This is a genomic window from Ruania alba, assembly GCF_900105765.1.
GTDB classification, from domain to species: domain Bacteria; phylum Actinomycetota; class Actinomycetes; order Actinomycetales; family Beutenbergiaceae; genus Ruania; species Ruania alba.
In genome coordinates, this window is the sequence record NZ_FNTX01000001.1 from 783,417 (window position 1) to 809,705 (window position 26,289).

At 69.4% G+C, this 26,289-nt stretch carries 26 protein-coding genes and 2 tRNA genes; 21 read left to right on the plus strand and 7 right to left on the minus strand.

All coding sequences use genetic code 11. The features are described 5' to 3' along the window. Positions 1-34 precede the first annotated feature (34 nt). From BLU77_RS03640 to BLU77_RS03650, 3 genes are all read left to right on the plus strand, one after another. Positions 35-688, plus strand: a complete 654-nt coding sequence (locus BLU77_RS03640) for a mycothiol-dependent nitroreductase Rv2466c family protein (protein WP_281242044.1) — start codon at positions 35-37, stop codon at positions 686-688. Positions 689-752: 64 nt separating this feature from the next. Further along, complete coding sequence (locus BLU77_RS03645; RefSeq protein ID WP_139177576.1) at positions 753-1,337, plus strand: hypothetical protein; 585 nt, start codon at positions 753-755, stop codon at positions 1,335-1,337. Between the two features lie 255 nt (positions 1,338-1,592). Further along, positions 1,593-1,985, plus strand: coding sequence for a rhodanese-like domain-containing protein (locus BLU77_RS03650; RefSeq protein ID WP_089771737.1), 393 nt, complete (start codon positions 1,593-1,595; stop codon positions 1,983-1,985). A 22-nt stretch (positions 1,986-2,007) separates the two neighbouring features. On the opposite strand, the gene BLU77_RS03655 is transcribed toward BLU77_RS03650, so the two are convergent. After that, positions 2,008-3,720, minus strand: coding sequence for a M13 family metallopeptidase (locus BLU77_RS03655; protein ID WP_342741438.1), 1,713 nt, complete (start codon positions 3,718-3,720; stop codon positions 2,008-2,010). Then, positions 3,657-3,980 carry a hypothetical protein gene (locus tag BLU77_RS23025; protein WP_342741439.1) on the minus strand — a complete coding sequence of 108 codons (324 nt, stop codon included), beginning with the start codon at positions 3,978-3,980 and terminating at the stop codon, positions 3,657-3,659. Before BLU77_RS23025 ends, BLU77_RS03655 begins: the two co-directional genes overlap by 64 nt. 51 nt (positions 3,981-4,031) lie before the next feature. On the opposite strand from BLU77_RS23025, the gene BLU77_RS03660 reads away from it, so the two are divergent. Then, positions 4,032-4,478, plus strand: coding sequence for a ribose-5-phosphate isomerase (locus BLU77_RS03660; RefSeq protein WP_089771738.1), 447 nt, complete (start codon positions 4,032-4,034; stop codon positions 4,476-4,478). 5 nt (positions 4,479-4,483) lie between these two features. Here the strand turns inward: BLU77_RS03660 and BLU77_RS03665 are convergent, their stop codons facing one another. After that, the gene (locus BLU77_RS03665; RefSeq protein ID WP_089771739.1) at positions 4,484-5,227 is read right to left on the minus strand and encodes a hypothetical protein; all 744 of its coding nucleotides are present in this window, start codon (positions 5,225-5,227) and stop codon (positions 4,484-4,486) included. 30 nt (positions 5,228-5,257) lie between these two features. Between BLU77_RS03665 and BLU77_RS03670 the strand changes: the two genes are divergently transcribed. Further along, a complete protein-coding gene (locus BLU77_RS03670; protein ID WP_245708652.1) occupies positions 5,258-5,587 on the plus strand; it encodes an MGMT family protein in 330 nt (109 codons plus the stop codon). Here the strand turns inward: BLU77_RS03670 and cysE are convergent. Both cysE and cysK read right to left on the minus strand, forming a co-directional pair. After that, a complete protein-coding gene (gene cysE, locus BLU77_RS03675; RefSeq protein WP_089771741.1) occupies positions 5,578-6,177 on the minus strand; it encodes a serine O-acetyltransferase in 600 nt (199 codons plus the stop codon). The genes BLU77_RS03670 and cysE overlap by 10 nt on opposite strands. A gap of 7 nt (positions 6,178-6,184) precedes the next feature. Then, positions 6,185-7,120, minus strand: a complete 936-nt coding sequence (gene cysK, locus BLU77_RS03680) for a cysteine synthase A (protein ID WP_089771742.1) — start codon at positions 7,118-7,120, stop codon at positions 6,185-6,187. A 489-nt stretch (positions 7,121-7,609) separates the two neighbouring features. Here cysK and BLU77_RS03685 point away from each other — a divergent pair, with 489 nt between their 5' ends. Both BLU77_RS03685 and rpmF read left to right on the plus strand, forming a co-directional pair. After that, a complete protein-coding gene (locus BLU77_RS03685) occupies positions 7,610-7,867 on the plus strand; it encodes a type B 50S ribosomal protein L31 (protein ID WP_089771743.1) in 258 nt (85 codons plus the stop codon). 92 nt (positions 7,868-7,959) lie between these two features. Next, the gene (gene rpmF, locus BLU77_RS03690) at positions 7,960-8,130 is read left to right on the plus strand and encodes a 50S ribosomal protein L32 (protein WP_089771744.1); all 171 of its coding nucleotides are present in this window, start codon (positions 7,960-7,962) and stop codon (positions 8,128-8,130) included. A gap of 271 nt (positions 8,131-8,401) precedes the next feature. Here rpmF and BLU77_RS03695 read toward each other — a convergent pair. Further along, positions 8,402-8,478 (minus strand) — tRNA-Pro (locus tag BLU77_RS03695). A gap of 100 nt (positions 8,479-8,578) precedes the next feature. On the opposite strand from BLU77_RS03695, the gene BLU77_RS03700 reads away from it, so the two are divergent. The 14 genes from BLU77_RS03700 (at position 8,579) to BLU77_RS03765 (ending at position 25,723) form a co-directional block, all read left to right on the plus strand. Beyond that, positions 8,579-8,652: transfer RNA gene (locus BLU77_RS03700), tRNA-Gly, on the plus strand. A gap of 185 nt (positions 8,653-8,837) precedes the next feature. Continuing rightward, a complete protein-coding gene (tig, locus tag BLU77_RS03705; RefSeq protein WP_089771745.1) occupies positions 8,838-10,295 on the plus strand; it encodes a trigger factor in 1,458 nt (485 codons plus the stop codon). A 165-nt stretch (positions 10,296-10,460) separates the two neighbouring features. Then, on the plus strand, positions 10,461-11,069 hold the full coding sequence (locus BLU77_RS03710) for an ATP-dependent Clp protease proteolytic subunit (protein WP_089771746.1): 609 nt from the start codon (positions 10,461-10,463) through the stop codon (positions 11,067-11,069). 35 nt (positions 11,070-11,104) lie between these two features. Further along, the gene (locus BLU77_RS03715) at positions 11,105-11,773 is read left to right on the plus strand and encodes an ATP-dependent Clp protease proteolytic subunit (RefSeq protein WP_089771747.1); all 669 of its coding nucleotides are present in this window, start codon (positions 11,105-11,107) and stop codon (positions 11,771-11,773) included. A gap of 194 nt (positions 11,774-11,967) precedes the next feature. Then, positions 11,968-13,251 (plus strand): ATP-dependent Clp protease ATP-binding subunit ClpX, encoded by a 1,284-nt coding sequence (gene clpX / locus BLU77_RS03720; protein ID WP_089771748.1) that lies wholly within the window; start codon positions 11,968-11,970, stop codon positions 13,249-13,251. Between the two features lie 94 nt (positions 13,252-13,345). Next, complete coding sequence (locus BLU77_RS03725; RefSeq protein WP_089771749.1) at positions 13,346-14,548, plus strand: baeRF2 domain-containing protein; 1,203 nt, start codon at positions 13,346-13,348, stop codon at positions 14,546-14,548. A 57-nt stretch (positions 14,549-14,605) separates the two neighbouring features. Then, positions 14,606-14,941, plus strand: a complete 336-nt coding sequence (locus tag BLU77_RS03730) for a chorismate mutase (RefSeq protein WP_089771750.1) — start codon at positions 14,606-14,608, stop codon at positions 14,939-14,941. A 128-nt stretch (positions 14,942-15,069) separates the two neighbouring features. Next, on the plus strand, positions 15,070-16,449 hold the full coding sequence (locus BLU77_RS03735) for an MFS transporter (protein ID WP_089771751.1): 1,380 nt from the start codon (positions 15,070-15,072) through the stop codon (positions 16,447-16,449). 7 nt (positions 16,450-16,456) lie between these two features. Beyond that, a complete protein-coding gene (locus BLU77_RS03740; RefSeq protein ID WP_089771752.1) occupies positions 16,457-18,619 on the plus strand; it encodes a molybdopterin oxidoreductase family protein in 2,163 nt (720 codons plus the stop codon). Next, positions 18,616-20,265 carry an FAD-dependent oxidoreductase gene (locus tag BLU77_RS03745; RefSeq protein WP_089771753.1) on the plus strand — a complete coding sequence of 550 codons (1,650 nt, stop codon included), beginning with the start codon at positions 18,616-18,618 and terminating at the stop codon, positions 20,263-20,265. The genes BLU77_RS03740 and BLU77_RS03745 overlap by 4 nt, the downstream gene beginning before the upstream one ends. Positions 20,266-20,329: 64 nt before the next feature. After that, complete coding sequence (gene nirB, locus BLU77_RS03750; protein ID WP_089771754.1) at positions 20,330-22,975, plus strand: nitrite reductase large subunit NirB; 2,646 nt, start codon at positions 20,330-20,332, stop codon at positions 22,973-22,975. After that, positions 22,972-23,370 carry a nitrite reductase small subunit NirD gene (nirD, locus tag BLU77_RS03755; RefSeq protein ID WP_089771755.1) on the plus strand — a complete coding sequence of 133 codons (399 nt, stop codon included), beginning with the start codon at positions 22,972-22,974 and terminating at the stop codon, positions 23,368-23,370. Before nirB ends, nirD begins: the two co-directional genes overlap by 4 nt. Further along, entirely contained in the window at positions 23,367-24,587 is a 1,221-nt protein-coding gene (gene cobA / locus BLU77_RS03760; protein WP_089771756.1) for a uroporphyrinogen-III C-methyltransferase, read from the plus strand. The genes nirD and cobA overlap by 4 nt, the downstream gene beginning before the upstream one ends. Then, positions 24,584-25,723, plus strand: a complete 1,140-nt coding sequence (locus BLU77_RS03765) for a uroporphyrinogen-III synthase (protein ID WP_245708653.1) — start codon at positions 24,584-24,586, stop codon at positions 25,721-25,723. The genes cobA and BLU77_RS03765 overlap by 4 nt, the downstream gene beginning before the upstream one ends. A gap of 137 nt (positions 25,724-25,860) precedes the next feature. Here BLU77_RS03765 and BLU77_RS03770 read toward each other — a convergent pair whose 3' ends face one another. Then, positions 25,861-26,265 carry a hypothetical protein gene (locus BLU77_RS03770; RefSeq protein WP_139177578.1) on the minus strand — a complete coding sequence of 135 codons (405 nt, stop codon included), beginning with the start codon at positions 26,263-26,265 and terminating at the stop codon, positions 25,861-25,863. Positions 26,266-26,289: the final 24 nt, after the last annotated feature.

Here is a 26,289-nt window from a genome sequence, read left to right on the forward strand (position 1 = left end):
AATGGACCTGTCTCGACCTGACGAAGGAGATTCCGTGAGCACTGCCACCCAGACCGCTACCGACTCGACCGAGGCTGCGGGCACCGACGTCGCCGACTTCTGGTTCGACCCGGCGTGCCCCTGGGCATGGATGACCTCCCGGTGGATCACCGAGGTGGAGAAGGTCCGCGACATCACGGTGCGCTGGCACATCATGAGCCTCTCGGTACTCAACGAAGGGCGCGAGGAGTTGCCGGAGAACTACAAGGCCATGCTCGCCAAGGGCTGGGGCCCGGTCCGGGTGATCAACGCGGCCCGGGTGCTGCACGGTGAGGAATGGGTCAAGCCGCTCTACGACGCGATCGGCACCCGGTTCCACCCGGGCGGTCGTGGCGACGAGCGGCACGAGGTGCTCGTGGAGGCGCTCGCCGAGGTCGGCCTGCCGGCGGAGCTGATCGATTTCGAAGATTCCGACGAGCACGATGAGTCGCTGCGCGCCTCGCACGCCGAAGGAATCTCCCTGGTGGGCGAGGACGTCGGCACCCCGGTGGTGGCGTTCAACGGCACCGCGTTCTTCGGTCCGGTGATCACGCCCGCGCCGAAGGGCGAGGAGGCCGGCAAGCTGTGGGACGGTGTGGTGGCCGTGGCGAGCTACCCCGGCTTCTACGAGATCAAGCGCACCCGGACCCAGGGGCCGATCTTCGACTGATTCGGCGTCATGTGCCGAGACCGCTACCGTAGTGGGGCACAAGACGGCGAACGACGGAGGATCGATGGCTCAGCGAGGCGGACTGGGGCCTGGCGCGATCGCGCTGATCGTGCTCGACTCGCTCCTGATCATCGCTCTGGTGGTCATCCTGGTGACCTGGCCGGACAGCGGCACACCGGACGGGTCGCGGTCGGAGGACGAGGCCACGGCCGCCGAGGAAGCGGCTGGCGACGCTGACAGCGATGCGAGCGAAGAGTCCACCGAGGGTGAGACGGACGCCGCCGAGGTGGAGGTGCCCGAGGACGCTCTCGACGTGGCCGACTTCGTGCTGCCGAGCGGCAACATCTGGTGCGAGATCACCGGTGACGCCGCGACCTGCGTGATCGAGTCTTTCGGGTTCTCACCCCCGTCGATCGACGACTGTGCGGCCGCCGAGTCTGGTTACCGCTGGCGGGTGACAGCTGACGGCGCCACACCGGTCTGTGGCGAGGCCCCCAACCAGCCCGGCGATCTCACCGAGCTCGGCTACGGCGAGGCAACGGCCGTGGGCGACTTCCTCTGCGAGAGCACGGAGGACGGGGCGATCTGCCGTTCCATCAGCACCGGGTCCGGGTTCCAGATCGCCCGGGGCGGCACCCGCACCTTCTGATCCACCACACCCAATCTCAGTCGGTGAGATGGTGCGTCGGTGCTCCCTGGAGGCACGCGCGATGTGGTGGAGTACTTCTCATGTTCTCTGTCGACCCCGTCACCACCGGTGCGCGGGTCGAGCACGCCCTGATGTGGGCACCGGTGCGAATGCCGGGGCGGATGCGCTGTTCGGACAGCGCCGCGATGTGCGACTGCTGTCGCTCTCGCTGATCCCGCCCGGCACGTCACCCCTCACCACATCAGGAGCACGATCATGGCCGTTACCACCGGCACCGCCTGGGATGTCATCCTTTCCGCCCGCCCCGTCGCACCCGAGCCGGGCAGCACCGCACTCAGCGTCCGGGCCACCTATCAGCAAGCTCTCTACGAGCGCGCCCTGCTGGTGGACCTGCGCGCCGAACAGACGCGCCGTGACGGCGCCGTTCACCCCGATCTGGCAGCAGTGACGGTCAGCCCGCAGGAGCTGGTCTCGTGGTTGGTAAACAACCCGGACACGCGCCCGGTGGTGCTGCTCAGTGAGGACGGTGAGCAGGCCCGGGAGGCGGCCGAGACGCTGGGTGAGCTGGGGCTCGCCCAGGTGAGCTACGCCGTCGGGGGTTTCCACGCCTGGCTGCAGGCCGGCCTGCCGGCCCGGTCGGCCGCCTAGCGCGACCGACCGGACCCGTTCGTTACCAGATCCTCACCCGCTCGGCCGGGTCCAGCCACAGCCCGTCGCCCGGCTGCACGTCGAACGCGTCGACGAACTCGTCCAGGTTCCGCACGGTGGCGTTGCACCGGATCTCGTCGGGGGAGTGTGGGTCGATCGAGAGCAGCCGCACCGCCTCCTCGTCCCGAGCCTTCATCCGCCAGCAGCGTGCCCACGCGGTGAACAGCCGCTGCAGGTCCTCGGCGGTGACCTCCTCGCCGCGGCGCTCCTTGGCGATCCGGTACGCCTTGATCCCGATCCCGAGGCCCCCGAGGTCGCCGATGTTCTCGCCGACTGTCAGGGCGCCGTTGACGGTGTGATTCTCGTCCAGCTGGGCGGGGGAGAGCAGGTCATACTGGGCGATCAGGGCCTGGGTGCGGGTGTCGAACTCCGCACGATCGGACTCGGTCCACCAGTCGCGCAACCGACCCGTGCCGTCGAACCGGCTGCCCTGATCATCGAACCCGTGCCCGATCTCGTGCCCGATCACCGCACCGATCGCGCCATAGTTCGTGGCGTCGTCGGCGTCGGCGTCGAAGAACGGTGGTTGGAGGATCGCGGCCGGGAACACGATCTCGTTCATCGACGGGTTGTAGTAGGCGTTCACCGTCTGCGGGGACATGAACCACTCGTCACGATCGATCGGTCCGCCGAGCTTGTTCAACTCGTAGTCGGTCTCGAAAGCCTGCGCGGCGCGGACATTGCCGAGCAGGTCGTCCGAGCTCACCTGCAGGCCGGAGTAGTCCCGCCACTTGTCCGGGTAGCCGATCTTCGGGGTGAACGCGGCGAGCTTCTCCAGGGCCAACTCCTGAGTAGCCGGGCTCATCCAGTCCAGCGTGGAGATGGACCGGCGGTATGCCTCCACCAGGTCGGCGACGAGGATGTCCATCGCCTCCTTGTGCGCGGGCGGGAAGTGCCGCGCCACGTACAGCTTGCCGACGGCCTCACCGAGCACGCCCTGGACGAGCGTGACGCCACGCTTCCAGCGTTCCCGGATCTCCGGAGCACCGGTGAGCGTGCGGCCGACGAAATCGAAGTTCTCCTCCACGATCTCGCTGCCCAGGTACGGCGCGCGCCCGCGGATCACCCGCCAGGTCAACCACAGTCGCCACACCTCCACGCTCTCGGACTCCCAGGCCCGGGACAGCTCGGCGAGGAAGTCGGGCTGGCGGACCACCACCTCGGCCAGCGCCTCCTCCGACGCACCCAGGGACTCGGCCCAGGCCCGCCAGTCGAAGCTCGGTGCCAGCTCGACGAGCTCGTCGAAGCTCATCCGGTTGTACGTGGCCTGCGCATCCCGGCACCGCACCTGGTCCCAGTGCCCGCCGGCCAGGCGCGTCTCCAGCGCCATCACCCGCTCGGCGGCGGCGTGCGCCTCTACCTCGCTCACCACACCAGCGAGCGCGAGCATCGCGGCCACGTGCGGGACGTAGGCGGCCCGGACGTTCGCGTGCTCGTCCTTGCGGTAGTACGCCTCGTCCGGCATGCCGAGGCCGGCCTGTTCCAGGTAGACGATGTAGCGGGTCGGGTCGTCGGAGTCGACGTCCACGAACGGCGCCACTGCGCCGCCCACCCCGGTGCGCTGGAGGGTGCCGAGGGCCCGAGCCAGTTGCGCTCGGGTGTGCGCCGCCGTCACGAGCTCCAGATCGGCAGCCAACGGCAGCGTGCCCAGCCCGTCCACGCGCTCGGTGGCCATGAACGAGGCATAGACGGCAGCGATCTTGGCGGCCTCGGCTCCCGCCGGGTCGTCCTCGGGACGTCCGCTGCTTCGGTGATGAGCGTGCGCACCTGTTCCTCGGCCTGGTCGTGGAGCTGGTGGAAGGTGCCGTCCCGGCCCCGATCGGCGGGAATCTCGTGACTGGCCAACCAGGCACCGTTGACGTGGCGGAAGAGGTCGTCCTGCGGGCGGACTCCGTGGTCCATCGCGGCGGCGTCGGTATCGGAGAGAGTGCTCATGCCCCGAACATACCTGCGCCGGAACACCCGTCGTGCGGCACAATGTCGGCCATGCGAATTCACGTTGCCGCCGACCATGCCGGATTCGAGCTGAAGGCTGCGCTCATCGAGCATCTGCGCGCGAGCGGCCACGACATCACCGACCACGGTGCTGTTGCCTACGACGCCTTGGACGACTATCCGCCGGTGTGCCTTGCCGCCGGTGAGGCTGTGGTGGCCGATGCCGGATCGCTCGGTGTGGTGATCGGAGGCAGCGGCAACGGCGAGCAGATCGCCGCGAACAAGGTGACCGGGGTACGTGCGGCCCTGGCCTGGAACGTGGAGACCGCGCGCCTGGGCCGGCAGCACAACGATGCCAACGTGGTCGCCGTCGGGGCTCGCATGCACAGCACCTCCGAGGCCCTGGCGATCGTGGACGCCTTCGTCGCCGAGCCGTTCTCGGGCAACGAGCGTCACCAGCGCCGGATCGACCAGATGGCCGCGTACGAGACTCGCTGAGTTCCTCAGGCCGGGGGTAGCGGGTTCCGCTGGTGCCAGCGGCCGGTGAGGGCGGCCACGGCCACGTGCAGCGGGATCAGAACCACCACGATCACCGGCAACCACAGGCACAGCAGCACTTCGGCCCCGACCACGACGGCGGTGGCCAGCACGGTGATCAGGAGCCGGATCTCGTGGGTGCGCTCGCGGAGCCGGACGGCGTTCTCACGCGCCACCTCGCCGACGCGGGTGTCGGTGGCGAGCAGACGGCGCAGGCGGAGCTCGGCGATCACCTCGGCGCCCGCCGCGCCGGCGAACCAGCCGGCGGCGACGGCCAGTGCCCAGGGCAGCGGGATCAGCCCGGCCGGGGCGAGCAGAGCCAGGCCGAGCGCGACCAGCGGGGTGAGCGCGGCACCGGTCAGCACCGAGACGAGCACAAAGCGACGCTCCTCGGGGTGGGACCGTGCGCCGGCGGGAACCCGGCGCCGTGCCAGGTCGACGGTGGCCGCTCCCATCCCCGCAGCGGTGGCCACCCCCCAGCCCAGTGCCGCTCCACCCGCGGCCAGCAGCAGCACGGGGTTGATGAGCAGCACTGCGGCCACGGCGAGGATCGCCACGGCGAGCCGGGTCGCCGCCACGGTCAGCAGCGTCTGTCGATAGGCCTCGACCACCGCCCGCTCGTCCACGTGCTCATGCTCGTGGGTGGCGTCGCAGTGCGGGCACAGGTACGTGTCGGGGGAGTCGGCGTCGGCCGGGGAGGTGTCCGTCATGTCATGGGAGATCATAGGTGGGTGCGAGAGGTGGCTGAGGACTACGTGGAGGTCGTGCTCGACCTGGTGCAGCGGATCCCGCCTGGGCGCGCCACCACCTACGGCGTGCTTGCCGAGGCGGCGAGGGAGCGCACCGGGAAAGGGAGTGCGCGCACCGTCGGCACGGTGATGGCGCAGTACGGCGGCGGGGTGCCCTGGTGGCGCGTGGTCACGGCGAGTGGCGCGGCTGCCGAGCGGGTGGCCGGCCGGGCGATCGAGCTGCTCCGCTCCGAGGGGGTGGCGATGACGCGGCACGACCCGCCACGGGTTGACCTCACCGAGGCGGGCTGGGAGCCGTGGGAGGACGGGTCTCAGATGTAGATGGCCGGGTCCAGGTAGTAGGCCGGATCGACGGAGTCCTCGGCCCCGGCTACCTTGCGGGTCTGGCCCGGGACACCGACCACCACGGAATCATCCTGAACGTCCTTGACCACCACGGCGTTCGCGCCGATCCGGACGTCGTCGCCGATCGTGATCGGACCCAGCACCTTGGCGCCGGCCCCGATCACCACCCGGTCGCCGATGGTGGGGTGGCGCTTGCCCTTGCTCATCGAGCGGCCGCCGAGGGTGGAGCCGTGGAACATCAGGACGTCGTCGCCCACCTCGGCGGTCTCGCCGATCACCACGCCCATCCCGTGATCAATGAAGAAGCGCCTACCCAGCACGGCGCCGGGGTGGATCTCCACCCCGGTGACGGCGCGCGCCAGCTGGGAGATCAACCGTGCTGGCAGGCGCAGGAGCAGACTCGTGTGCCACAGCCGGTTCGCCAGTCGATGCAGCCAGAGGGCGTGCACGCCGGGGTAGAGCAGCGCGACCTCGAGACCGGTCCGGGCCGCGGGGTCGCGACGCCGGGCGGTCTCGAGGTCCTCTGCGATCAGCTCACGCAGCCGCAGGTGCTTGGTGGGGCTCACGCGTGAGTCACTCCGCCAGGTCGGCGTACAGAATGGTGGACAGGTAGCGCTCACCGAAGGACGGGATGATCACCACGATGGTCTTGCCCGCGTTCTCCGGGCGCTGGGCCACCTGAGTGGCCGCGTGCAGCGCCGCACCGGAGGAGATCCCCACGAGCAGGCCCTCTTCGCGGGCCGCGCGGCGCGCCACCTGCACGGCGGTCTCGGCGTTGACGTCGATGACCTCGTCGTAGACGGAGGTGTCCAGGATCTCCGGCACGAAGTTGGCGCCGATGCCCTGGATCTTGTGCGGGCCGGGTGCACCGCCGTTGAGGATCGCGGACTCTTCCGGCTCCACGGCGATGATCTGGATGTCCGGCTTGCGCTCCTTGAGCACCTGGCCCACACCGGTGATGGTGCCGCCGGTGCCGATGCCGGCCACCACGATGTCGACGTTGCCGTCGGTGTCGGCCCAGATCTCCTCGGCCGTGGTCTTGCGGTGGATCTCCGGGTTCGCCTCGTTCGCGAACTGGCGGGCCAGCACAGCGCCCGGGCGCTCAGCAGCGATCTCCTCGGCGCGGTTCACCGCACCCTTCATCCCCTCCGAGCCCGGGGTGAGCACCAGCTCGGCACCGAAGGCGCGCAGCAGCATCTTGCGCTCGTTGGACATGGTCTCGGGCATGGTGAGCACGACGTCGTAGCCCCGAGCCGCGCCCACGAAAGCCAGCGCGATACCCGTGTTGCCGCTGGTGGCCTCCACGATGGTGCCGCCGGCGGGCAGTTGCCCGGACGCCTCGGCGGCGTCGACGATGGCAACGCCGATACGGTCCTTGACGCTGTTCGCCGGGTTGTAGAACTCGAGCTTGGCGAGCACCGTGGCGTCGGCGCCATCGGTGACCTTGTTGACGCGGACCAGCGGGGTGTTGCCGATCAGCGCAGTGGCATTGTCGTAGATGCGGGCCATGGTGTCTCGTCCTTCGTTGGCTTGTCGGATGGCGAGCGGACGCCGACAGGCCGAACGGCCGGCCTGCCGGACGGCGTGGCCCCACCTGGCTGGGAGCCGTACGCGTCACGCTCGCTCATCCTCGCAGTCGTGGCCAGAGGCCCAGGCTCCCGACGGCGACCGTCCCACTATGCGGTCACGTCACCCGGGCGTAGGGTGGGTGGGGCCTTGAGGGATTCGTCACACTCGCCTCGACCAGCCCCGTGACCTGGGGGTCTGCGCGGCCGGTGGAGCGGCGTCGGGTAGGCGTGGCGTGCCGAATGTGGGTATCATCTCCGGGGCGCACCGTGGCTCGCCTGTGGTGCTGCGCGGACGACGCGTTCGAGTCACTGGGTACATCGGGCCTGCGATCCGCACCGTTGTCGTGAGATGCGAGAGCGCGGCGATGAGCACCCAGTGACCACCAACCACCCGGCAATCGCGTGAGCAGAAGTAGGTAGGAAGCGAAACATGAAGAAGGACATCCACCCGGAGTACGGGCCGGTCGTGTTCCGAGACATCTCCGCGAACTTCGCGATCCTGACGAAGTCGACGATCTCGTCGGAGAACACGGTCGAGTGGGAGGACGGCAACACCTATCCGGTGGTCGACGTCGACATCTCCTCCGAGTCGCACCCCTTCTACACGGGTAAGCAGAAGATCATGGACACCGCGGGCCGTGTGGAGAAGTTCCGCCAGCGGTACGCGAAGGCCGGCGACAAGGCCTGAGTCGTGAGGCCCCGGTCCGCCGGTGCCACCCGTACGTCCCGCAGCAGCCTGCTCGCGGGGAGAGAACCAGCACAGAAGGGGAGGTAGGGCCCATGGCAGTTCCCAAGCGCAAGATGTCGCGCAGCAACACTCGCTCGCGTCGTTCGCAGTGGAAGACCAAGGCGGCTGACCTCGTCCCGGTCCGCTCCGGTGGGCGCGAGGTCAAGGTGCCGCGGCGCCTGGCGCGCGCCGTCGAGCGCGGCCTGGTCGACGTCGAGAGCTGAGCGTCGACACCTGAACCGCAGATCGAAGCGGCCGTCCCCATGGGGGCGGCCGTTTCGTCGTGCGGGGCTGCGAGACACCTATCGGGGAGGTGCCCATTCGCGAGGCACCCATCGGCGAGGCGCCCACACGTCGCATTGGAACGGGGTTTGGTCACTCGAACGGGGTTTCGTGCGCGCGGAAGTCCGTTCGTATGGCGGAAGTCCGTTCCAATGGATCGCAGACGCACTGTCGATCGCGGCCGCCGCCCGCTCGGGCGACCGGCTCTGCTCATGGTCGGGATGACAGGATTTGAACCTGCGACCTTCCGCTCCCAAAGCGGACGCGCTACCAACCTGCGCCACATCCCGGTGCGACCAGGGTGACGGCCGCAGAGATGAGTCTACGGCGTCAGGTGGGGTGTTCTTGTCCCGGGCAGTCCGCTCGAGCGGGTAGGCTAGGTGGCGCCTCGCGGGTGTAGCTCAATGGTAGAGCCTCTGCCTTCCAAGCAGATGGTGCGGGTTCGATTCCCGTCACCCGCTCCATTCGTGTGAATTGTCCGAGCGGCCCCATCGCCGTGGCGTTCTCGGCCTGTCCGACCGTGCCGTACGATGGGTGGCTGCGTCTATTCCCGCATGCCGCTGCCGATTCTGCGGCTGGTGGACGCACCCAGTCCTTGCCCGCGGGCCTTCCCGGCGTGGCACGAGCAATCATGAGTGGAGAGCACGTAGTGAAGAGCGACGTCGAGAACCTCGAGCCCACGCGGGCGAAGCTGACCGTGGAGGTGCCTCTGGCCGAGCTTCAGCCGAGCGTGGACCACGCGTACTCCCAGATCGCCACCCAGGTGAACATCCCTGGCTTCCGCCGTGGCAAGGTGCCGCCCCGGATCATCGACCAGCGGGTCGGTAAGGGTGCCGTCATGGAGCAGGCCATCAACGAAGCCTTGCCCGGCCTGTACCGCCAGGCGGTCACCGAGGCCGAGCTCAAGCCGCTTGGTCAGCCGCAGGTCGAGGTCACCGCGGTGCCGGGAGTCAGCGACGACGCCGAGAACCTGATCTTCACGGCGGAGCTCGACGTCCGCCCCGAGTTCGAGCTTCCTGAGCTCGACGGCCTCAGCATCACCGTGGAGAGCAGCGACGTCACCGATGACGACGTCGAAGAGCGCCTTACCTCGCTGCGCGAGCGTCACGCCACGCTCGTCGGGGTGGACCGTGCAGCCGTCGACGGCGACTTCGTCACCCTCGACCTCAAGGCCGCCATCGGTGACGAGGAGATCGACTCGGTCTCCGGCGTGTCCTACCAGATTGGCTCCGGCAACATGCTGGAAGGGATGGACGAGGCGCTCATCGGTCTCTCCGCCGATGAGACGGCGACCTTCACCGCACCGCTCGCCGGGGGTGACCGCGCCGGCCAGGAGGCTGAGGTCACCGTGACCCCGACCGCCGTCAAGGTGCAGGAGCTGCCCGAGGTGGACGACGAGTTCGCCCAGACCGCCTCCGAGTTCGACACCGTGGACGAGTTGCGCGAGAGCCTGCGCAGCCAGGTGGCCGACGACAAGGAGAACAACCGGGCTGTCGCCGCACGCGACCAGCTCCTCGAGCAGCTCCTCGAGGCCACCGACTTCCCGCTGCCCTCCGGCGTCATCGAGTCCGAGGTGCACCAGCACCTGGAGAACGAGGGGCGCCTGGAGGACGACGAGCACCGCGCCGAGGTCACCGAGGAGACGAAGACGGCGCTCAAGCGTCAGCTTGTGCTCGACACCCTCGCCGAGAAGGTGTCAGTGTCCGTCGGGCAGAACGAGCTGCTGGAGTTCCTGCTCCGCACCGCACAGCAGTACCAGCAGGACCCGAACGAGTTCATCCAGCAGGCCGACCAGAACGGCCAGATCCCGCTGTTCGTGGCCGAGCTGACCAGGAACAAGTCCCTGGCCGTGGCGCTGCGCCAGGTGAAGGTGGTCGACCCGGCCGGCGAGGCCGTCGACCTGACCGCCTACATCGGCTCGGACGAGGAAGACGCCGTCCAGGCAGCGATGGCCGAGGCCGAGGCAGCCGGTGTCGAGGTGGCCGATGTGGACACCGAGGCATCTGAGGACGCTGAGTCCGCCGAGAGCAGCGAGTCCGCCGAGAGTGCTGAGTCCTCCGAGTCCGCCGATTCACCCGAGGACGCTGACGAGGCTGAGAAAGCCTGATCGTCAGACGTGACAGGAGAAGCCCCCGCACCACCCGTGGTGCGGGGGTTTCCTCGTCTCGTGCGCCATCAGCGAAATAGGCCCGGTGGCGGGCAGGTCTGACGCCGCAGCAGCGTTAGTGTCATCGCAGACCCCGACCACGACCCGACGATCAGGAGCAGGCACGTGAGCGACTACCCGCAGGCCGCCAGCAGCGACACCCCAGGGTTCGCACTGGGCGACCACATCTACAACCGTCTCCTCCGGGAACGGATCATCTGGCTCGGTTCCGAGGTCCGGGACGAGAACGCGAACCAGATCTGTGCACAGATGCTGCTGCTGGCTGCCGAGGACCAGGAGAAGGACATCTCGCTGTACATCAACTCCCCGGGCGGCTCGGTCACCGCGGGGATGGCGATCTACGACACCATGCAGTACGTGAAGCCGGACGTCGCGACCGTGGCGATGGGGATGGCGGCCTCGATGGGGCAGTTCCTGCTCGCCTCCGGCGCGAAGGGGAAGCGGTATGCCACCCCGCACGCCCGCGTGATGATGCACCAGCCGTCCGGCGGTATCGGTGGCACGGCCTCGGACATCAAGATCAATGCCGAACTCATCCTGCACATGAAGCGCGTGATGGCCGAACTGACGGCCGAGCAGACCGGGCGCACCGTGGAGGAGATCAACCGCGACGCTGACCGGGACCGGTGGTTCACCGCCGACCAGGCCCTCGAGTACGGCTTCATCGACCACGTCGTGACCGACTCGGACGCCGTTACGGCCGCCCAGTCCTGACCGTCGGTCCACCACTGACAAGGAGCGAGAAAGACGTGAACTTTTCCCCCCAAGCCTTCGGTGGCCGGGCCCCGCAGTCCCCGGGCGCGCGCTACGTGCTTCCCCAGTTCGAGGAGCGCACCGCCTACGGGTTCAAGCGCCAGGACCCCTACACCAAGCTCTTCGAGGACCGCATCATCTTCCTCGGTGTGCAGGTGGACGATGCCTCGGCCGACGACATCATGGCCCAGCTCCTGGTGCTGGAGAGCCAGGACCCGGATCAGGACATCATCCTGTACATCAACTCCCCGGGCGGCTCGTTCACCGCGATGACCGCGATCTACGACACCATGCAGTACATCCGGCCGCAGATCCAGACTGTCTGCCTCGGCCAGGCGGCCTCCGCCGCCGCCGTGCTGCTCGCCGCCGGCACTCCCGGTAAGCGCCTCGCGCTGCCGAACGCCCGCGTGCTGATCCACCAGCCGGCACTCGAGGGCGGGTTCGGTCAGGCCTCGGACATCGAGATCCACGCCAACGAGGTGATGCGCATGCGCGAGTGGCTCGAGACCACGATCGCCGGGCACAGCGGCACCGAGGTGGAGAAGGTCCGACGCGACATCGAGCGGGACAAGATCCTCTCTGCTCAGCAGGCGCTCGAGTACGGCCTGGTCGACCAGGTGCTGGACAGCCGCAAGGCCCAGGCGCTTCCTGCAGGCAAGAACTGATCAGAGATCGCTCTGGCGGCCCGTCGCGTGGACGACACGCGGCGGGCCGCTGCGATATCCACGTGACGCGCCCCGTATCGTGGACAGTGGTCGGTGACGATCCGGATACACGGGTGGTCGCCCACGCATCGATAGCGCAGAATGAACACGACGACCGTGCGGTCGGCCCCACGACGGCAGAGAGGTGAGGAGAGATGGCGCGAGTAGGTGAAGGCGCCGATCTGCTCAAGTGCTCCTTCTGCGGGAAGAGCCAGAAGCAGGTCGTCAAGCTCATCGCAGGTCCCGGTGTGTACATCTGTGACGAGTGCATCGACCTGTGCAACGAGATCATCGAGGAAGAGCTCGCCGAGGCGAACGAGCTGGGTCTGGTCGACCTGCCGAAGCCGCGCGAGATCTTCGACTTCCTCGAGGAGTACATCATCGGCCAGGAGGACGCCAAGAAGTCCCTCGCCGTCGCGGTGTACAACCACTACAAGCGAGTGCAAGCCGGCCCCTCTGCGGCCTCGACCACCGGCGACGACGCTGACGTCGAACTGTCGAAGTCGAACATCCTGCTCATCGGCCCCACCGGCTGCGGGAAGACCTACCTCGCCCAGACCCTGGCGAAGATGCTGAACGTCCCGTTCGCGCTCGCCGATGCCACCGCGCTCACCGAGGCCGGCTACGTGGGTGAGGACGTCGAGAACATCCTGCTCAAGCTCATCCAGGCCGCCGACTTCGACGTGAAGAAGGCCGAGACCGGGATCATCTACATCGACGAGATCGACAAGATCGCCCGCAAGAGCGAGAACCCGTCGATCACCCGCGACGTCTCCGGCGAGGGAGTGCAGCAGGCGCTGCTGAAGATCCTCGAAGGTACGCAGGCGTCTGTGCCGCCCCAGGGGGGCCGCAAGCACCCGCACCAGGAGTTCATCACGATCGACACCTCGAACGTGCTGTTCATCGTGGCCGGTGCGTTCGCAGGTCTGGACGAGATCATCACCAGTCGCTCCGGTCGGCGCGGAATCGGATTCGGCGCTCCCTTGCGCGACGCCGAGCAGGCCGATGTGATCGGCGACGTGATGCCCGAGGATCTGCTCAAGTTCGGACTCATCCCGGAGTTCATCGGCCGGCTTCCCGTGCTGACCACGGTGACGCCGTTGGACGCCCCCGCGCTCACTCGCATCCTCACCGAGCCGAAGAACGCGCTGATCAAGCAGTACGAGCGCATGTTCGAGATCGACGGCGTGGAGCTGGAGTTCACCGAGGACGCCATCGAGGCCGTCGCCGAGCAGGCGATCTTGCGCGGCACCGGCGCTCGTGGCCTGCGCGCCATCATGGAGGAGGTGCTCCAGCCGGTGATGTTCGACGTGCCCAGCCGCGAGGACATCGCCCGCGTGGTCATCACCCGCGAGGTCGTGCTCGAGAACGTGAACCCGACCCTGGTGCCACGGGATGCGTCCCGGCCGAAGCGATCTCCGCGGGAGAAGAGCGCCTGACCTCGCCGTAGCGTGGCCGCTGCGGTCGCGAGCCTCCGGGTGAGCAGGCACAGTGGGAGAGGACCAGCACCCGAGAAGGAAGTGGTGGTTCCGCATGCAACTGCCAGCCCTGACGTGGCCGACTGGGGCACCGGTCCTGACCGTGATTCTCGACGCCACACGTTCCGAGGGCGCGCACAACGACGTGATCCTGGACCGCTGGGCGGATCTGCGCCGTTCGTGCGACCTGCAGGGAGTGGATGAGGTACCGAGCACGGATGCCGAGGCGGTCACCGACGCATTGGAGCGGCCCACCTGGGCCGCCGGCCCGCACGGGCGGGTACTCGTGGCGGCGTCCGGACGCATCCTGCTCGACCGGGTCCTGCCCGAGCCGCCTGCCGTGGGCCGTGCCGTGGTCGCCGATCGGCCGCACGCCTTCGCTCTCGCGCGCGTCGCCGACGCCGCCGTCCAGTACCTGCTGATCGAGTCCGATCGCGCCGGTGCACGCCTGTCGCTGCGCGAGGCGTCAGCCGCCGCGGCGGACCACATGATCGAGGTGCAGGAGGTGGACGGCGGGCACGAGGACCTGACGAAGGTACGCCCCGGCGGAATGCTGGCCCGGGACCGCGTGGACAATCGCGCCGAGGACTCCTGGGAGCGCAACGCAGAGGCCGTGGCCGCCGAGGTCGACCGGATCGTCGCCGATCGGCGACCTGATCTCGTATTGCTCACCGGTGACGTTCGCTCGTGCCCGTTGGTGACTGCGGCGCTCGACGCGCACGCTCGAGAGGTGCTCGTGGAGGTCCCCGGGGGTTCGCGTTCCGAGGGCGTGAACGCGCGGGCGTTCGCCGCAGCCGTCGACGATGCCGTGGCCGACTTCCGCGCCAGGCGTCGCGAGGTGGTGGTCGCTCGGTTCCGCCAGGAGGTGGGCCGTGACGGTGAGGCCGTGTTGGGCATCGCCGATGCGCTCGATGTGCTCCGCCGAGGCCAGGTCGCGGAGCTGGTCCTGGACGCCGGGACAGTGGGCCCGCCGAGCCGATTGTCGGAGCGCACCCTCTGGATCGGCGCGGATGCGCTGACCCTGGGCACAACGCCGGACGAGCTCGCCGACCTAGGTGTGTCGGACGCCAGCGAAGTGCGTGCCGATCTCGCCATCGGTCGAGCGGTGCTCGACCAGGCCGCCGGCATCACCATCACCGACCTGCAGGACGTGCCGGACGGGCTCGGAGCCGTGCTGCGGTGGAGCGATGCCGCGACCCCGGCCGAGACAGCCTTCAGCCAGAGCGGCGACACCGCACGTGCCCGAGGTGCCGTCTGAGCACAGCAGTGGACGCCGCGGACACCTCGGGCACGTGAGGCCTTAGGATGGGCGACCATGAGCGAGGCGACCGGTACCGGATCCACAGAGCTACCGGAGCAGTTGCTCAGCCTGCGGGGGAGCATCGACAACATCGATGCCGCGCTCATCCACCTGCTGGCGGAGCGATTCAAGTGCACTCAAGCGGTGGGGCGCCTCAAAGCGCATCAGGGCCTTCCGCCGTCGGACCTCTCACGCGAGGAGCAGCAGATCGCACGACTGCGCTCGCTGGCTGAGGATGCCGGGCTCGACCCCGTCTTCGCCGAGAAGTTCCTGGCGTTCATCATCGCCGAGGTCATCCGGCACCACGAGGACATCGCGTCCGAACGACCGGAGCGGGCCGAACACGCCTGACCTCTCACACAGGCGGCGCGGCCCCTGTGCGATAAACCTTACGGCTGCGTAACTGCCCGGACCCGTCCGCCGAACACGCCCTCCCTAGCGTCGTACCCACTGATCGGTACGTCACCAGGAGAGGCCACATGTCTGTACCCGCGCCGTCGTCCGTCACCGACGAACCCACCGCCACCGCCGCACCGGCCGGTTCGGCCACCACCGCGCAGCGCCGGACCCGCCGGTGGATCGAGCACTGGGACCCCGAGGACCATGCGTCCTGGGAGGGCGGCGGCCGACGGGTTGCTCGCCGGAACCTGTGGATCTCCATCCTCGCCGAGTTTCTCGGGTTCGGGGTCTGGGCGTTGTGGTCGATCGTGGTGCCGCAGCTCGCCTCGGCCGGTTTCACCCTCACCGTGGACCAGCAGTTCTGGCTGATCGCGGTGCCCAGTCTGGTCGGCGCCACCCTGCGCATCCCGTACACCTTCGCCGTCCCGATCTTCGGCGGCCGGAACTGGACGATCGTCTCCGCGCTCCTGCTGCTCCTGCCGACGGCGGCCCTCGCCTTCGCGGTGCAGCGTCCCGATCTGCCGTTCGAGACGCTCCTGCTCATCGCCGCGCTCGCCGGCGTGGGCGGGGGGAACTTTGCCTCGTCCATGGCCAACATCTCCTTCTTCTACCCGGAGAAGGAGAAGGGGCGCGCACTGGGGATGAACGCCGCCGGGGGCAATGTGGGCACGGCGGCTGTGCAACTCGCTGTTCCGCTGGTGATCGTGGCCGGAGCAGGAGTGGCCCTAGAGCGAGCCGGGCTGATGTTCATCCCGCTGGCAATCCTGGCCGCGTTCCTCGCCTGGCGGTTCATGGACAACCTGGGCACTGCCAAGGCCGACGTGCGCTCCTTCGCCGTGGCCGCCCGGAAGAAGCACACCTGGATCATCTCCTTCCTCTACATCGGCACCTTCGGCTCGTTCATCGGCTACTCGGGTGCCTTCCCCATGTTGATGCAGGGCGAGTTCCCGGAGATGACCCTCTCGATCGCGTTCGTCGGGGCCCTGGTCGGCTCCGTGGCTCGCCCGCTCGGCGGGATCATCGCCGACAAGGTCGGTGGGGCGTGGGTGTCGATCGTCTCCTATGCGGTGATGGCCCTCGGCGCGATCGGGGTGATCCATGCCCTGGAAGGTCACCAGTTCGGCCTCTTCTTCGCCTCCTTCATGGTGCTGTTCATCGCCTCCGGGGTGGGGAACGGCTCGATCTATCGGATGATCCCGGCGGTGTTCCGGGCCGAGGCCAGCACCTCCGAAGACGCCTCACGCGCCCGCCGTGCCGCGGCGGGATGCATCGGTATCGCCGGAGCCGTCGGTGCGTTCGGCGGGTTCCTCATTCCCCGCGGGTTCGCCGTCTCGACCGACCTGGCCGGCTCGCTGGTGCCCGCCTTGTGGCTGTTCATCGGTTGCTATGGGGCGATGGCGATCGTCACGTGGGCCGTGTACCTGCGCCGCGGTTCGGCGATCTCCGCCGCCGGCATCTGAGGGCCCGATGAGCACTGCGACGCACTGCCCGTACTGCGCGCTGCAGTGCGGGATGAACCTGGATCCTGCTGAGGGCACGACCGGTGTCTCGGTGACCCCTCGGCAGTTCCCCACCAACGCCGGGGGCCTGTGCCAGAAGGGCTGGACCAGCGCCGAACTGCTGCGTACCCCGGACCGGATCACCACGCCGCTGCTGCGCGGCCGCGACGGCGAGCTGCATCCGGTCGGCTGGGACGAAGCCCTGGCCACGATCACCGACCGGGTGCAGCGGATCCAGGCCGAGCACGGCCACGACGCGGTGGCCGTGTTCGGTGGCGGTGGTCTCACCAACGAGAAGGCCTACACCCTCGGCAAGTTCGCCCGGACCGTGCTGCGCACCCCGAACATCGACTACAACGGCCGCTTCTGCATGTCCAGTGCCGCGGCGGCGACCAACCGTGCGCTCGGCATGGATCGTGGTCTGCCGTTCCCGCTGACCGACCTGTCCGGTGCCGATGTGGTGGTGCTGCTCGGGTCGAACCTCGCCGAGACGATGCCCCCGGCCGTGCAGCACCTCGCACCGGTCCGTGACCGTGGTGGGCTCGTGGTGGTCGATCCACGCAGGAGCAGGACGGCGGCCCTCACCGGTGAGCCCGGTGGCACCCAGGGAGAGGGGAGCCAGGGCGTCCACGTCCAACCGGTCCCGGGCACCGACCTGGTGGTACTGCTCGCTGTGACGCACGTGGTGATCGCCGAGAACCTCCTGGACCAGGACTACCTGGCCGAGCGCACCACCGGGTTCGAGGAGGTCCGCAGATCGGTCGCCCCCTGGTGGCCCGAACGGGCCGAGACGGTCTGCGGAGTGCCGGCGGGCACCCTACGCCGCCTGGCCCGGATGCTCGCCGCCGCATCACCCGCCCGAGGCGGTCGGGGCGCCTACCTGCTCACCGGGCGGGGAGTCGAGCAGTCCACCCAGGGCACCGCCACGGTCACCGCCACGATCAACCTCTCCTTAGTGCTGGGACTCCCGGGCCGGACGGGCAGCGGATATGGGGCGATCACCGGCCAGGGCAACGGCCAGGGCGGCCGGGAGCACGGCCAGAAGGCCGACCAGCTCCCCGGCTATCGCTCGATCACCGACCCCGCCGCCCGTGCGCACGTCGCCGCCGTCTGGGGCGTTGACGAGGCGACCATCCCGGGGCCCGGGCGGCCCGCCGTCGAGCTGCTCACCTCGCTCGGCCGACCCGCCACGGACGAGGTGCCCGGTGGGCCGCGAGCCCTGTTCGTGCACGGGGCGAACGTGGTGGTGAGTGCCCCGAACGTGCACCGGGTGGCCGAGGCGCTGCGGCGGTTGGACCTGCTGGTGGTGTGCGACTTCGTGCCCTCGGAGACGGCGTTGCTGGCGGACGTGGTGCTCCCGGTGACCCAGTGGGCCGAGGAGGAGGGCACGATGACCTCCCTGGAAGGCCGGGTGATTCGGCGCCGTCGGGCGGTGGACCCATCGGGCCGGGCCCGCTCGGAGCTGTGGATCCTCGCCGAGCTGGCGCGGCGGTTCGGCTCAGTGGTCCGTTTCGATACGGACCCGGCCGAGGTGTTCGACGAGCTCGCCCGCGCCTCGGCCGGGGGAGTGGCGGACTACTCCGGACTCAGTCACGCCCGGTTGGATGCCGACGAGGCCGCGAAGGGCCCGGGCTATTTCTGGCCGGTACCTGCTGGAGATCATCCCGGTACCCCGCGGCCGTTCCAGGACCGGTTCCCGAGCGTGGACGGGCGCGCCCGGATGGTCCCGGTGGACCACTACGGGCCTGCGGACGATGTGCGGCCCGACGCACCGGTGTACCTGGTCACCGGCCGGGTGCTGCAGCACTACCAGTCGGGAGCCCAGACCCGCCGGGTGGCGGAACTGAACCGGATCGCGGCCGAAGCGCACGTGGAGCTACACCCGCTGCTGGCCACCCGGTTGGGCATCGACGACGGTTCCCTGATCCGACTGCGCACCTCCCGTGGGGAGGCGCTCGCCCGCGCGCGCTGGTCGGAGTCCATCCGCACCGACACGGTCTTCATGCCGTTCCATTTCAGCGGCACCGGGAGCGTCAATCTCCTCACCAGCGACGCCACCGACCCGATCTCCGGGATGCCCGAGTTCAAGGTGTGCGCCACCGATCTCCGACCGGCAGGAGCAGTGCGATGAACGCCCCACGCCGGATCGTCGTCGTCGGCCACGGGATGGTCGGCTCCCGGTTCGCCGACGACCTGATCGCCCGCGCCGACCCAGGCAGCGTCACCGTGCAGGTGCTGGGTGCCGAGGAGTACGAGCCCTACAACCGGGTGCTGCTCAGCGAGGTGGTGGCCGGCCGCGCTGACCTGAGCTCGCTCACCTTGCCCACCACGGCGTCCGAGGCGCTGCAGGTGCGCCGTGGAACCACGGTGCGTTCGATCGACCTCGGTGCTCGGCAGGTGCGAATCGACGGCGGCCGATACCCCTACGACCACCTCGTCCTGGCGACCGGTTCGGCCGCCCGGGTCCCCGTCATCGACGGCCTGCATCCGGACCTGCCGGCCGGGGTGCATGCCCTGCGCACGCTCGACGACGCCCGCGAGATCGTGGCGGCCACCGCCAACGCGCGGCGGGCGACAGTCATCGGAGCAGGAGTGCTCGGACTCGAGGCGGCCTGCGGGCTGATCCGCCGCGGGCTCGAGGTGACCGTGCTGCACACCGGGACCGGGCCGATGGACCGCCAGCTCGACCCGTCCGCCGCTGCCGTGGTCACCGGTGAGCTACGCCGGCTTGGCGCCCGGGTGATCACCGGAGCACGCACGACGGCGGTCCGCACCCAGGGTGGGCACCTCACCGGAGTGGTCGCTCGCCTGGGCGAGGGGGAGGAGCACGTGCCCACCGACCTGCTGGTGCTTGCCTGTGGGACAGAGCCGGAGACGAGGCTCGCCCGGCAGGCCGGTCTGCCGGTGGATCGCGGAGTGCTGGTCGGGCCGGACCTGACCAGCCCTGCCGATCCTCGCGTGCATGCGATCGGGGACTGCGCCCAGCCGCCCGAGGGTGGGACCGGGCTGATCGCTCAGGGATGGGACCAGGCCCGCCGGCTCGCGGAGATCCTCACCGGACAGGAGCATCTGCCTCCCGCGGCCTGGCCCGACGGCGGAGAACGCCCCAGCATGGCACTCCGGCTCAGCCTCGCCGTGGTGTCCCGCCCGGCCCCGGCCCCAGAGCCCCACCAGACCCCGGTACCTGCGGCCGGCACGGACGTGGTGCGGCTCAAGGCAGCAGGGCTGGACGTGGTCACCATGGGCCGGTCCGACGACGGCAGCACACCGGGGGCGCGCACCGTCACCCTCTCCGACCCTGACGACGGACGGCACCTGGCCGCGACCGTGTGCGAGGGCGTGCTCGTGGCTGCCACCTGCGTCGGCGCTGCGGATGTGGGCGCCGATCTGGTCGCGAGCTACACCCGCCGGCTGCCGGTGCCCGCTGATCCTGCTCATCTGCTGCTGCGCCCGCTCACTCACGCGCCCGCGCCGGCGGCCGACCCGTCCCGGATGCCCGAGAGCACCACCGTGTGCACGTGCAACGGCGTCAGCAAGGGCGACATCGTGTCGGCCTGGGGCGGCGGCGCTCGGACCATCGAGGACATCGCACGCACGACGCGGGCCACCACCGGCTGCGGTGGCTGCACGGACGCCGTCTGCGGTCTCGCCCAGTGGCTCGCGGAGTGCGAGCCTGCGGCCAGTCCGGCCGTCTCTCACGGCGAACGAGCCGACGGTGAGAAAGCCGTGACGGCGGCGCAACGCACCGCGCACACGTGCGAAATCGCCGCCGAATAGCGTGCACAGACATAGCCGATGGATCCGAGAGGACCGACGTGATCGACCCCCAGGAGCGCACCTCATGACCGGAGCCACGCAGAGGCACCTCGTCGTCGTCGGAGGCGGCATGGTGGCCCAGCGCCTCGTGGAGGCGCTCGTCGCGCGGGACACCGCAGAGACCTGGCGCGTCTCGGTGTTCGCCGAGGAACCGCTGAAGCCGTACGACCGCGTTGCACTGACGTCCTACTTCTCCGCGCGTGACGCCGACGAGCTCACCCTCGGTGACCCAGCACTGTGGGACGACCCGAGAGTGAGCCTGCACCGCGACCGCGGGATCATCGAGATCGACCGCGAGGCCAAGCAGGTGACCGACCGGCTCGGTCAGGTGTGGGACTACGACGAGCTGGTCCTCGCCACCGGCTCCAGCGCCGCGATGCCACCGATCCTGGGCAACGACCTGCCGGGCGTATTCGTCTACCGGACCATCGATGACGTCGCCGCACTGCGCGGCTGGGTGGAGGCCAAGCGAGCCGATGGTGCGGGTGCCCGCTTCGATCGTCCAGTGCGGGGCGCCGTCATCGGCGGTGGTCTGCTCGGACTGGAGGCCGCCGGGGCACTCAAGGCCCTCGACGCCCAGGCCACGGTGATCCAGTTCGGCACCCACCTGATGGACGCCCAGATCGACCTCGGCGGCGGTCAGGCGCTGACCCGACTCATCAACGATCTGGGCATCGCGGTGCGCACCGACACCGCGACCCAGCAGATGCGTCCTTCGAAGCGCACCGGTCACGTCGGCCGGCTCGACTTTGCCGACGGTGGCCGACTCGATGTGGACGTCGTGGTGGTGGCCACCGGGGTGCGGCCACGCGACGAGCTTGCCCGCGCGGCCGGGCTGCCGATCGGCGAGCGTGGCGGCGTCGTGGTCGATCTGGCGTGCCACACCGAGGACCCGCACGTCTGGGCGGTCGGCGAGGTCGCATGCATCGAGGGGCGATGCATCGGGCTGGTCGCCCCCGGGTACGCGATGGCCGAAGTGGTCGCCGACCGGCTGCTCGGTGGCGACGCCACCTTCCCCGGCGCGGACACCGCCACCAAGCTGAAGCTGCAAGGGGTGGACGTGGCCAGCTTCGGGGATGCTTTCGGACGCACCGAGGGTGCGATGGAGGTGGTCTTCGCAGACCCGGTGGCCGGGATCTACAAGAAGCTGGTGCTATCCGACGACGGCCGCACGTTGCTTGGCGGAGTGTTCGTCGGCGATGCATCGCCGTATGCCAGCTTGCGTCCGCTGCTCGGCTCCGAGCTGCCGGGGGACCCGTCCGCATATCTGGTGCCCGACGGTGGCGGGGGCGGTGGTCTCGCCGGCCTGGAGCTGCCCGACGACGCGGCCGTGTGCTCGTGCAACAACGTCTTGGCCGGCACCATCCGGGGTGCGGTGACAGAGCACGGGTGCACGGACCTGGCTGGGGTGAAGGGATGCACGAAGGCCGGCACCAGTTGCGGCTCCTGCCTGCCCCTGGTCAAGAAGATCACCACTACCGAGCTCGAGAAGGCCGGCGTGGAGGTCTCCGACGCGCTCTGCGAGCACTTCGAGCTCTCGCGTGCGCAGCTCTTCGACGCCGTCCGGGTGGCGGACCTGCACACCTTCAGCGAGATCATCGACCGGTTCGGCCACATCACCGACCCGACCGCCGGCCCGGGGCGCGGGTGCGACATCTGCAAACCGGTGATCGGCTCGATCCTCGCCTCGCTCGGCAACGGGCACATCCTCGAGGGTGAGCAGGCCACCCTGCAGGACACCAACGACCACGTGATGGCGAACATGCAGAAGGACGGCACCTACTCCGTGGTGCCGCGTATCCCGGGTGGCGAGATCACCCCGGACGGACTTCTCGTGATCGGCCAGGTGGCGAAGGACTTCGGCCTCTACACGAAGATCACCGGCGGGCAGCGGATCGACATGTTCGGTGCGCGGATCGAGCAGCTGCCCCAGATCTGGAAGCGGTTGGTCGAGCGCGGGTTCGAGTCCGGGCACGCCTACGGCAAGTCGTTACGCACCGTGAAATCCTGTGTGGGTTCCACCTGGTGCCGGTACGGGGTACAGGACTCGGTCGCGATGGCCGTGGAGCTGGAGCTGCGGTACCGAGGGCTGCGGTCACCGCACAAGCTCAAGCTCGGCGTCTCCGGGTGCGCCCGCGAGTGCGCGGAGGCGCGGGGCAAGGATGTCGGCGTGATCGCCACCGACAAGGGCTGGAACGTCTATGTGGGCGGCAACGGCGGGTTTACCCCGCGGCACGCGAAGCTGCTCGCCGAGGACCTCAGCTCCGAGGAGCTGATTCGCACGATCGACCGGTTCCTCATGTACTACATCCGCACCGCGGACCGGCTGCAACGCACAGCGCCGTGGATCGAGGACGTCGAGGGCGGCCTCGACGGGGTGCGCGACGTGATCATGTCCGACAGTCTCGGTATCGCGGCGGACCTGGACGCGGCGATGGCCGAGCACGTGGGCGCCTACCGGGACGAGTGGGCGGCCGTGCTCGAGGACCCGGAGAAGTTGCGTCGGTTCGGCTCCTTCGTGAACGCTCCCGAGACGCCCGACCCTGACCTGGCCTACGTCAATGAACGCGGCCAGATCCGCCCGGCGACCCCCGCCGAACGGGACGAGGAGGCTGCGGACCTGATCCGCCCGGTCGTGATTGCCGGCGCCACCTTGGAGGTACGTTCATGAGCGAGACCACGACTGCATCAGGGACCTGGAACGCCGTGTGCAGCCTTGAGGAGCTGACGGTCGAACGCGGCGCCGCCGCCCTGGTGGACGGCGTGCAGATGGCGCTATTCCGCATGCCCGACGACGCGGTGTACGCCGTGGCACAGCGGGACCCGTTCAGTGGGTCGAACGTGATGTCCCGCGGGATCGTCGGCACCCGGCAGGGGGAGCCCACGGTGGCCGGGCCGCTGTACAAGCAGGTCTTCTCCCTGCGCACCGGCGCCTGCCTGGAGCGCGCCGGGTACGAGCCGGTCGACGGGGACGGCGATCTGCCCACCTGGCCTGTCCAGGTGGTGGACGCTGAAGTGCGGGTGCAGACTTCTCACACCCGACAGGCGCAGGATGTGAAGTCATGACTTCCCTGTTCGGCCTCGATCTGGCGGGGCGCACCGTGCTGATCGCCGGTGGCGGCCCCGTCGCGGCGCGGCGTGCCCAGACGTTGTTCGACGACGGCGCCCGGCTGTGTGTGGTGGCACCCTATGTGTGCGAGGACCTCGCCGACCTGCTGCTGATCGCCCCCGACCGCACCGACTGGCACGAACGCGAGGTGGCCGAGACGGATCTGGACGGCGCGTGGTTGGTGCTCGCCGCGACCGACTCCGCGCGGGCGAACAGCGAGGTGGCCGGCTGGGCCGAGGCCCGCCGGATCTTCTGCATCAACGCCGGCGCCGCGGATCAGGGCACGGCCCGGACACCAGCGACGACCCGGTCCGGCGACCTGCTCGTGGGTGTGGTCACCGACGTCTCGCGCAGCACCGCCGGCGCCGACCCGCGCCGGGTCGCCGCCGTGCGGGACCAGATCGGTGACCTGCTGCGAGCCGGGAGCGATCAACGCCGGCACCGCCCGGCCCATGGTCAGGTGACGCTCGTGGGCGGGGGACCGGGCGCCGTCGACCTGCTCACCGTGCGCGGACGGCGCGCGATCGCGGAGGCGGACGTGGTGGTGGCCGACCGGCTCGGACCGGTGGATGTGCTCAGTGACCTCGCCCCCGGGGTGGAGGTCATCAACGTGGGCAAGACGCCGGGGCACCACCCGGTGCCGCAGCACGAGATCAACCACATCCTCGTGGAGCAGGCGCAGCGGGGCCGGCAGGTGGTGCGACTCAAGGGCGGCGACCCGTTTGTGTTCGGCCGTGGCGGCGAAGAGATGATCGCGTGCCGCGAGGCCGGGGTGCCGGTGCACGTGGTGCCTGGGATCTCCAGCGCACTCTCGGTGCCCGCACTGGCCGGGATCCCGCTCACGCACCGCGGCACGTCCGTCTCGTTCCACGTGACCAGCGGGCATGACGGACTCGATTCCTCGGCGCTGGTGGCCGTGGCCGAGCGCAGCGCCACCTTGGTGATCCTGATGGGCGTGTCCAAGCTGGCGTCGATCACTGACCAGGCGCTCGCGGCAGGGGCCGCCCCGGAGACGCCGGCTGCGGTGATCGAACGGGGATCGACACCGACCGAGCGGATCACTCGCAGCACGCTGGGCGATCTGACCGAGGACGCGCACCGCCTCGGGATCGCGGCGCCGGCCATCATCGTGATCGGTGATGTGGCCGCCGACGATCGGCTCGGGCCCACATGAGCGGTGCGGGCACGGACGGACGCGCTCAGCTCCAGCAGGTGATGGCAGGGTGTACGGTGCTACTCACCGCCGACCGGCGCAAAGGCGAGCTGGCGGCGGCCCTTTCCCGGCGGGGTGCCGAGATCCGGCACGCTCCCGCCCTGAGCATCACCTCGCACGTGGACGACGATCAGCTGATCGTCGACACCCAGGCGCTCATCGAGCACCGGCCGGACGTGGTGGTGGTGACCACCGGGATCGGGTTCCGTGGCTGGATCGAGGCCGCCGATGCGCAGGGGCTGGCCGACCCGTTGCTGGAGGTACTGGCGCGCTCGCGGATCGTGGCCCGGGGACCGAAAGCGCGCGGGGCGATCCAGGCAGCCGGATTGACGGCGGACTGGGTGGCTGAATCGGAGACGTCGGCGGAGATCGCCGATGTGCTGCTCGGTGAGGGGGTGGCGGGGCTTCGGGTGGCGGTGCAGCATCACGGTGCCGGTGCGGATGGTCTGGACGTGGTGTTCGCCGAGGCCGGGGCGCAGGTGCGCAGCCTGGTGGTGTACCGGTGGGGTCCGCCGCCGGACCCGGAGGCCTTGCGGGCCTCGGTGTATGCGGCAGCCGCGGGGGAGATCGATGCGGTCGTGTTTACGTCCGCTCCCGGCGCCGAGGCGTGGCTCGCCGCTGCCGAGAACGAAGGCGTCGGCGATGCCGTGGTGGCCAGGTTCCGGGACTGGTCGATGGTGCCGGCTGCGGTAGGGCCGGTGACGGCGAAGCCGTTGGAGCATCGCAGTGTCTCACCGCTGCAGCCGGAGCGGGGCAGGCTCGGCGCCCTGGTGCGCACGCTCGTGGCCCACTACGAGCACGCGGAGACGGTGGCGCTGAGTACACCGGTGGGCATCCTGCAGATCCGCTCCCGGGTGGCGGTGCTGGACGGACAGGTGCTGCCGCTCTCACCGAGCGGGATCGCCGTGCTGCGACTGTTGGCCGCCTCGGCCGGTGGCGTCGTCTCCCGGGAAGCGGTGCTGGCAGTGCTGCCGGGAGAGTCGAATGACCCGCACGCGGCTGAGGTCGCGATCGCCCGGCTGCGTGAGGCTGCCGGCAAGGGCCTGATCAAGACCGTGGTCAAGCGCGGTTACCGGCTCGAGGTATCGACGAACTGACGAGGCGGCCCGTGTTCGCACGCGTCGGTCAGAGCAGGTTCATCAACGCGAAAGCGATGGAACCGACGACCATGGCGATGACGACGATCGCCGCTACCAGCGTTCGTGTGTGCCCTCGGCGCATCCGTCGCTCCCTCTCATTGTCGTCCGGACTCTTCTGGCACCGTATCGCGAGCCTGCAGGTTCGATCGATCGGAACGTGCTGGGCGACTGGCCGTCGCAGCGCTCGCGAGTAGAGCGGCAATCCCGGTACCCAGTGCAATCCCGGACACGACGTCCTCGACCGGGTCGATCATCGCTCGCGTAGTGACAGCCTGACCGGCTATGTCCCAGCGGCAGGTGAGTTCGACAGGCAGGGCGCGCAGCTGCGCCTCACGCAAGTGGGTGTAGGGCGACCCCTCGAGATCCGATGGCACGGTGTCAGCACGCTCCTGACACAACAGGTCGGGGCCGACCTTGAGTGCGGAGCCGTAGGACATGAGGCTGATGACACCGCCGAGCGCGATCATGCACGCCCCCACGATGCGAAGAACTCGCTGCATGTGCCGGCCCCCCGGGTGGCAATC

Coding starts and splice junctions, on each gene's coding strand:
- BLU77_RS03645 (WP_139177576.1), top strand. CDS start 753: ATGGCTCAGCGAGGCGGACTGGGGCCTGGCGCGATCGCGCTGATCGTG.
- BLU77_RS03650 (WP_089771737.1), top strand. CDS start 1,593: ATGGCCGTTACCACCGGCACCGCCTGGGATGTCATCCTTTCCGCCCGC.
- BLU77_RS03655 (WP_342741438.1), bottom strand. CDS start 3,720: ATGGCCACCGAGCGCGTGGACGGGCTGGGCACGCTGCCGTTGGCTGCC.
- BLU77_RS23025 (WP_342741439.1), bottom strand. CDS start 3,980: ATGAGCACTCTCTCCGATACCGACGCCGCCGCGATGGACCACGGAGTC.
- BLU77_RS03660 (WP_089771738.1), top strand. CDS start 4,032: ATGCGAATTCACGTTGCCGCCGACCATGCCGGATTCGAGCTGAAGGCT.
- BLU77_RS03665 (WP_089771739.1), bottom strand. CDS start 5,227: ATGACGGACACCTCCCCGGCCGACGCCGACTCCCCCGACACGTACCTG.
- cysK (WP_089771742.1), bottom strand. CDS start 7,120: ATGGCCCGCATCTACGACAATGCCACTGCGCTGATCGGCAACACCCCG.
- BLU77_RS03685 (WP_089771743.1), top strand. CDS start 7,610: ATGAAGAAGGACATCCACCCGGAGTACGGGCCGGTCGTGTTCCGAGAC.
- rpmF (WP_089771744.1), top strand. CDS start 7,960: ATGGCAGTTCCCAAGCGCAAGATGTCGCGCAGCAACACTCGCTCGCGT.
- clpX (WP_089771748.1), top strand. CDS start 11,968: ATGGCGCGAGTAGGTGAAGGCGCCGATCTGCTCAAGTGCTCCTTCTGC.
- BLU77_RS03725 (WP_089771749.1), top strand. CDS start 13,346: ATGCAACTGCCAGCCCTGACGTGGCCGACTGGGGCACCGGTCCTGACC.
- BLU77_RS03730 (WP_089771750.1), top strand. CDS start 14,606: ATGAGCGAGGCGACCGGTACCGGATCCACAGAGCTACCGGAGCAGTTG.
- BLU77_RS03735 (WP_089771751.1), top strand. CDS start 15,070: ATGTCTGTACCCGCGCCGTCGTCCGTCACCGACGAACCCACCGCCACC.
- BLU77_RS03740 (WP_089771752.1), top strand. CDS start 16,457: ATGAGCACTGCGACGCACTGCCCGTACTGCGCGCTGCAGTGCGGGATG.
- BLU77_RS03745 (WP_089771753.1), top strand. CDS start 18,616: ATGAACGCCCCACGCCGGATCGTCGTCGTCGGCCACGGGATGGTCGGC.
- nirB (WP_089771754.1), top strand. CDS start 20,330: ATGACCGGAGCCACGCAGAGGCACCTCGTCGTCGTCGGAGGCGGCATG.
- nirD (WP_089771755.1), top strand. CDS start 22,972: ATGAGCGAGACCACGACTGCATCAGGGACCTGGAACGCCGTGTGCAGC.
- cobA (WP_089771756.1), top strand. CDS start 23,367: ATGACTTCCCTGTTCGGCCTCGATCTGGCGGGGCGCACCGTGCTGATC.
- BLU77_RS03765 (WP_245708653.1), top strand. CDS start 24,584: ATGAGCGGTGCGGGCACGGACGGACGCGCTCAGCTCCAGCAGGTGATG.
- BLU77_RS03770 (WP_139177578.1), bottom strand. CDS start 26,265: ATGCAGCGAGTTCTTCGCATCGTGGGGGCGTGCATGATCGCGCTCGGC.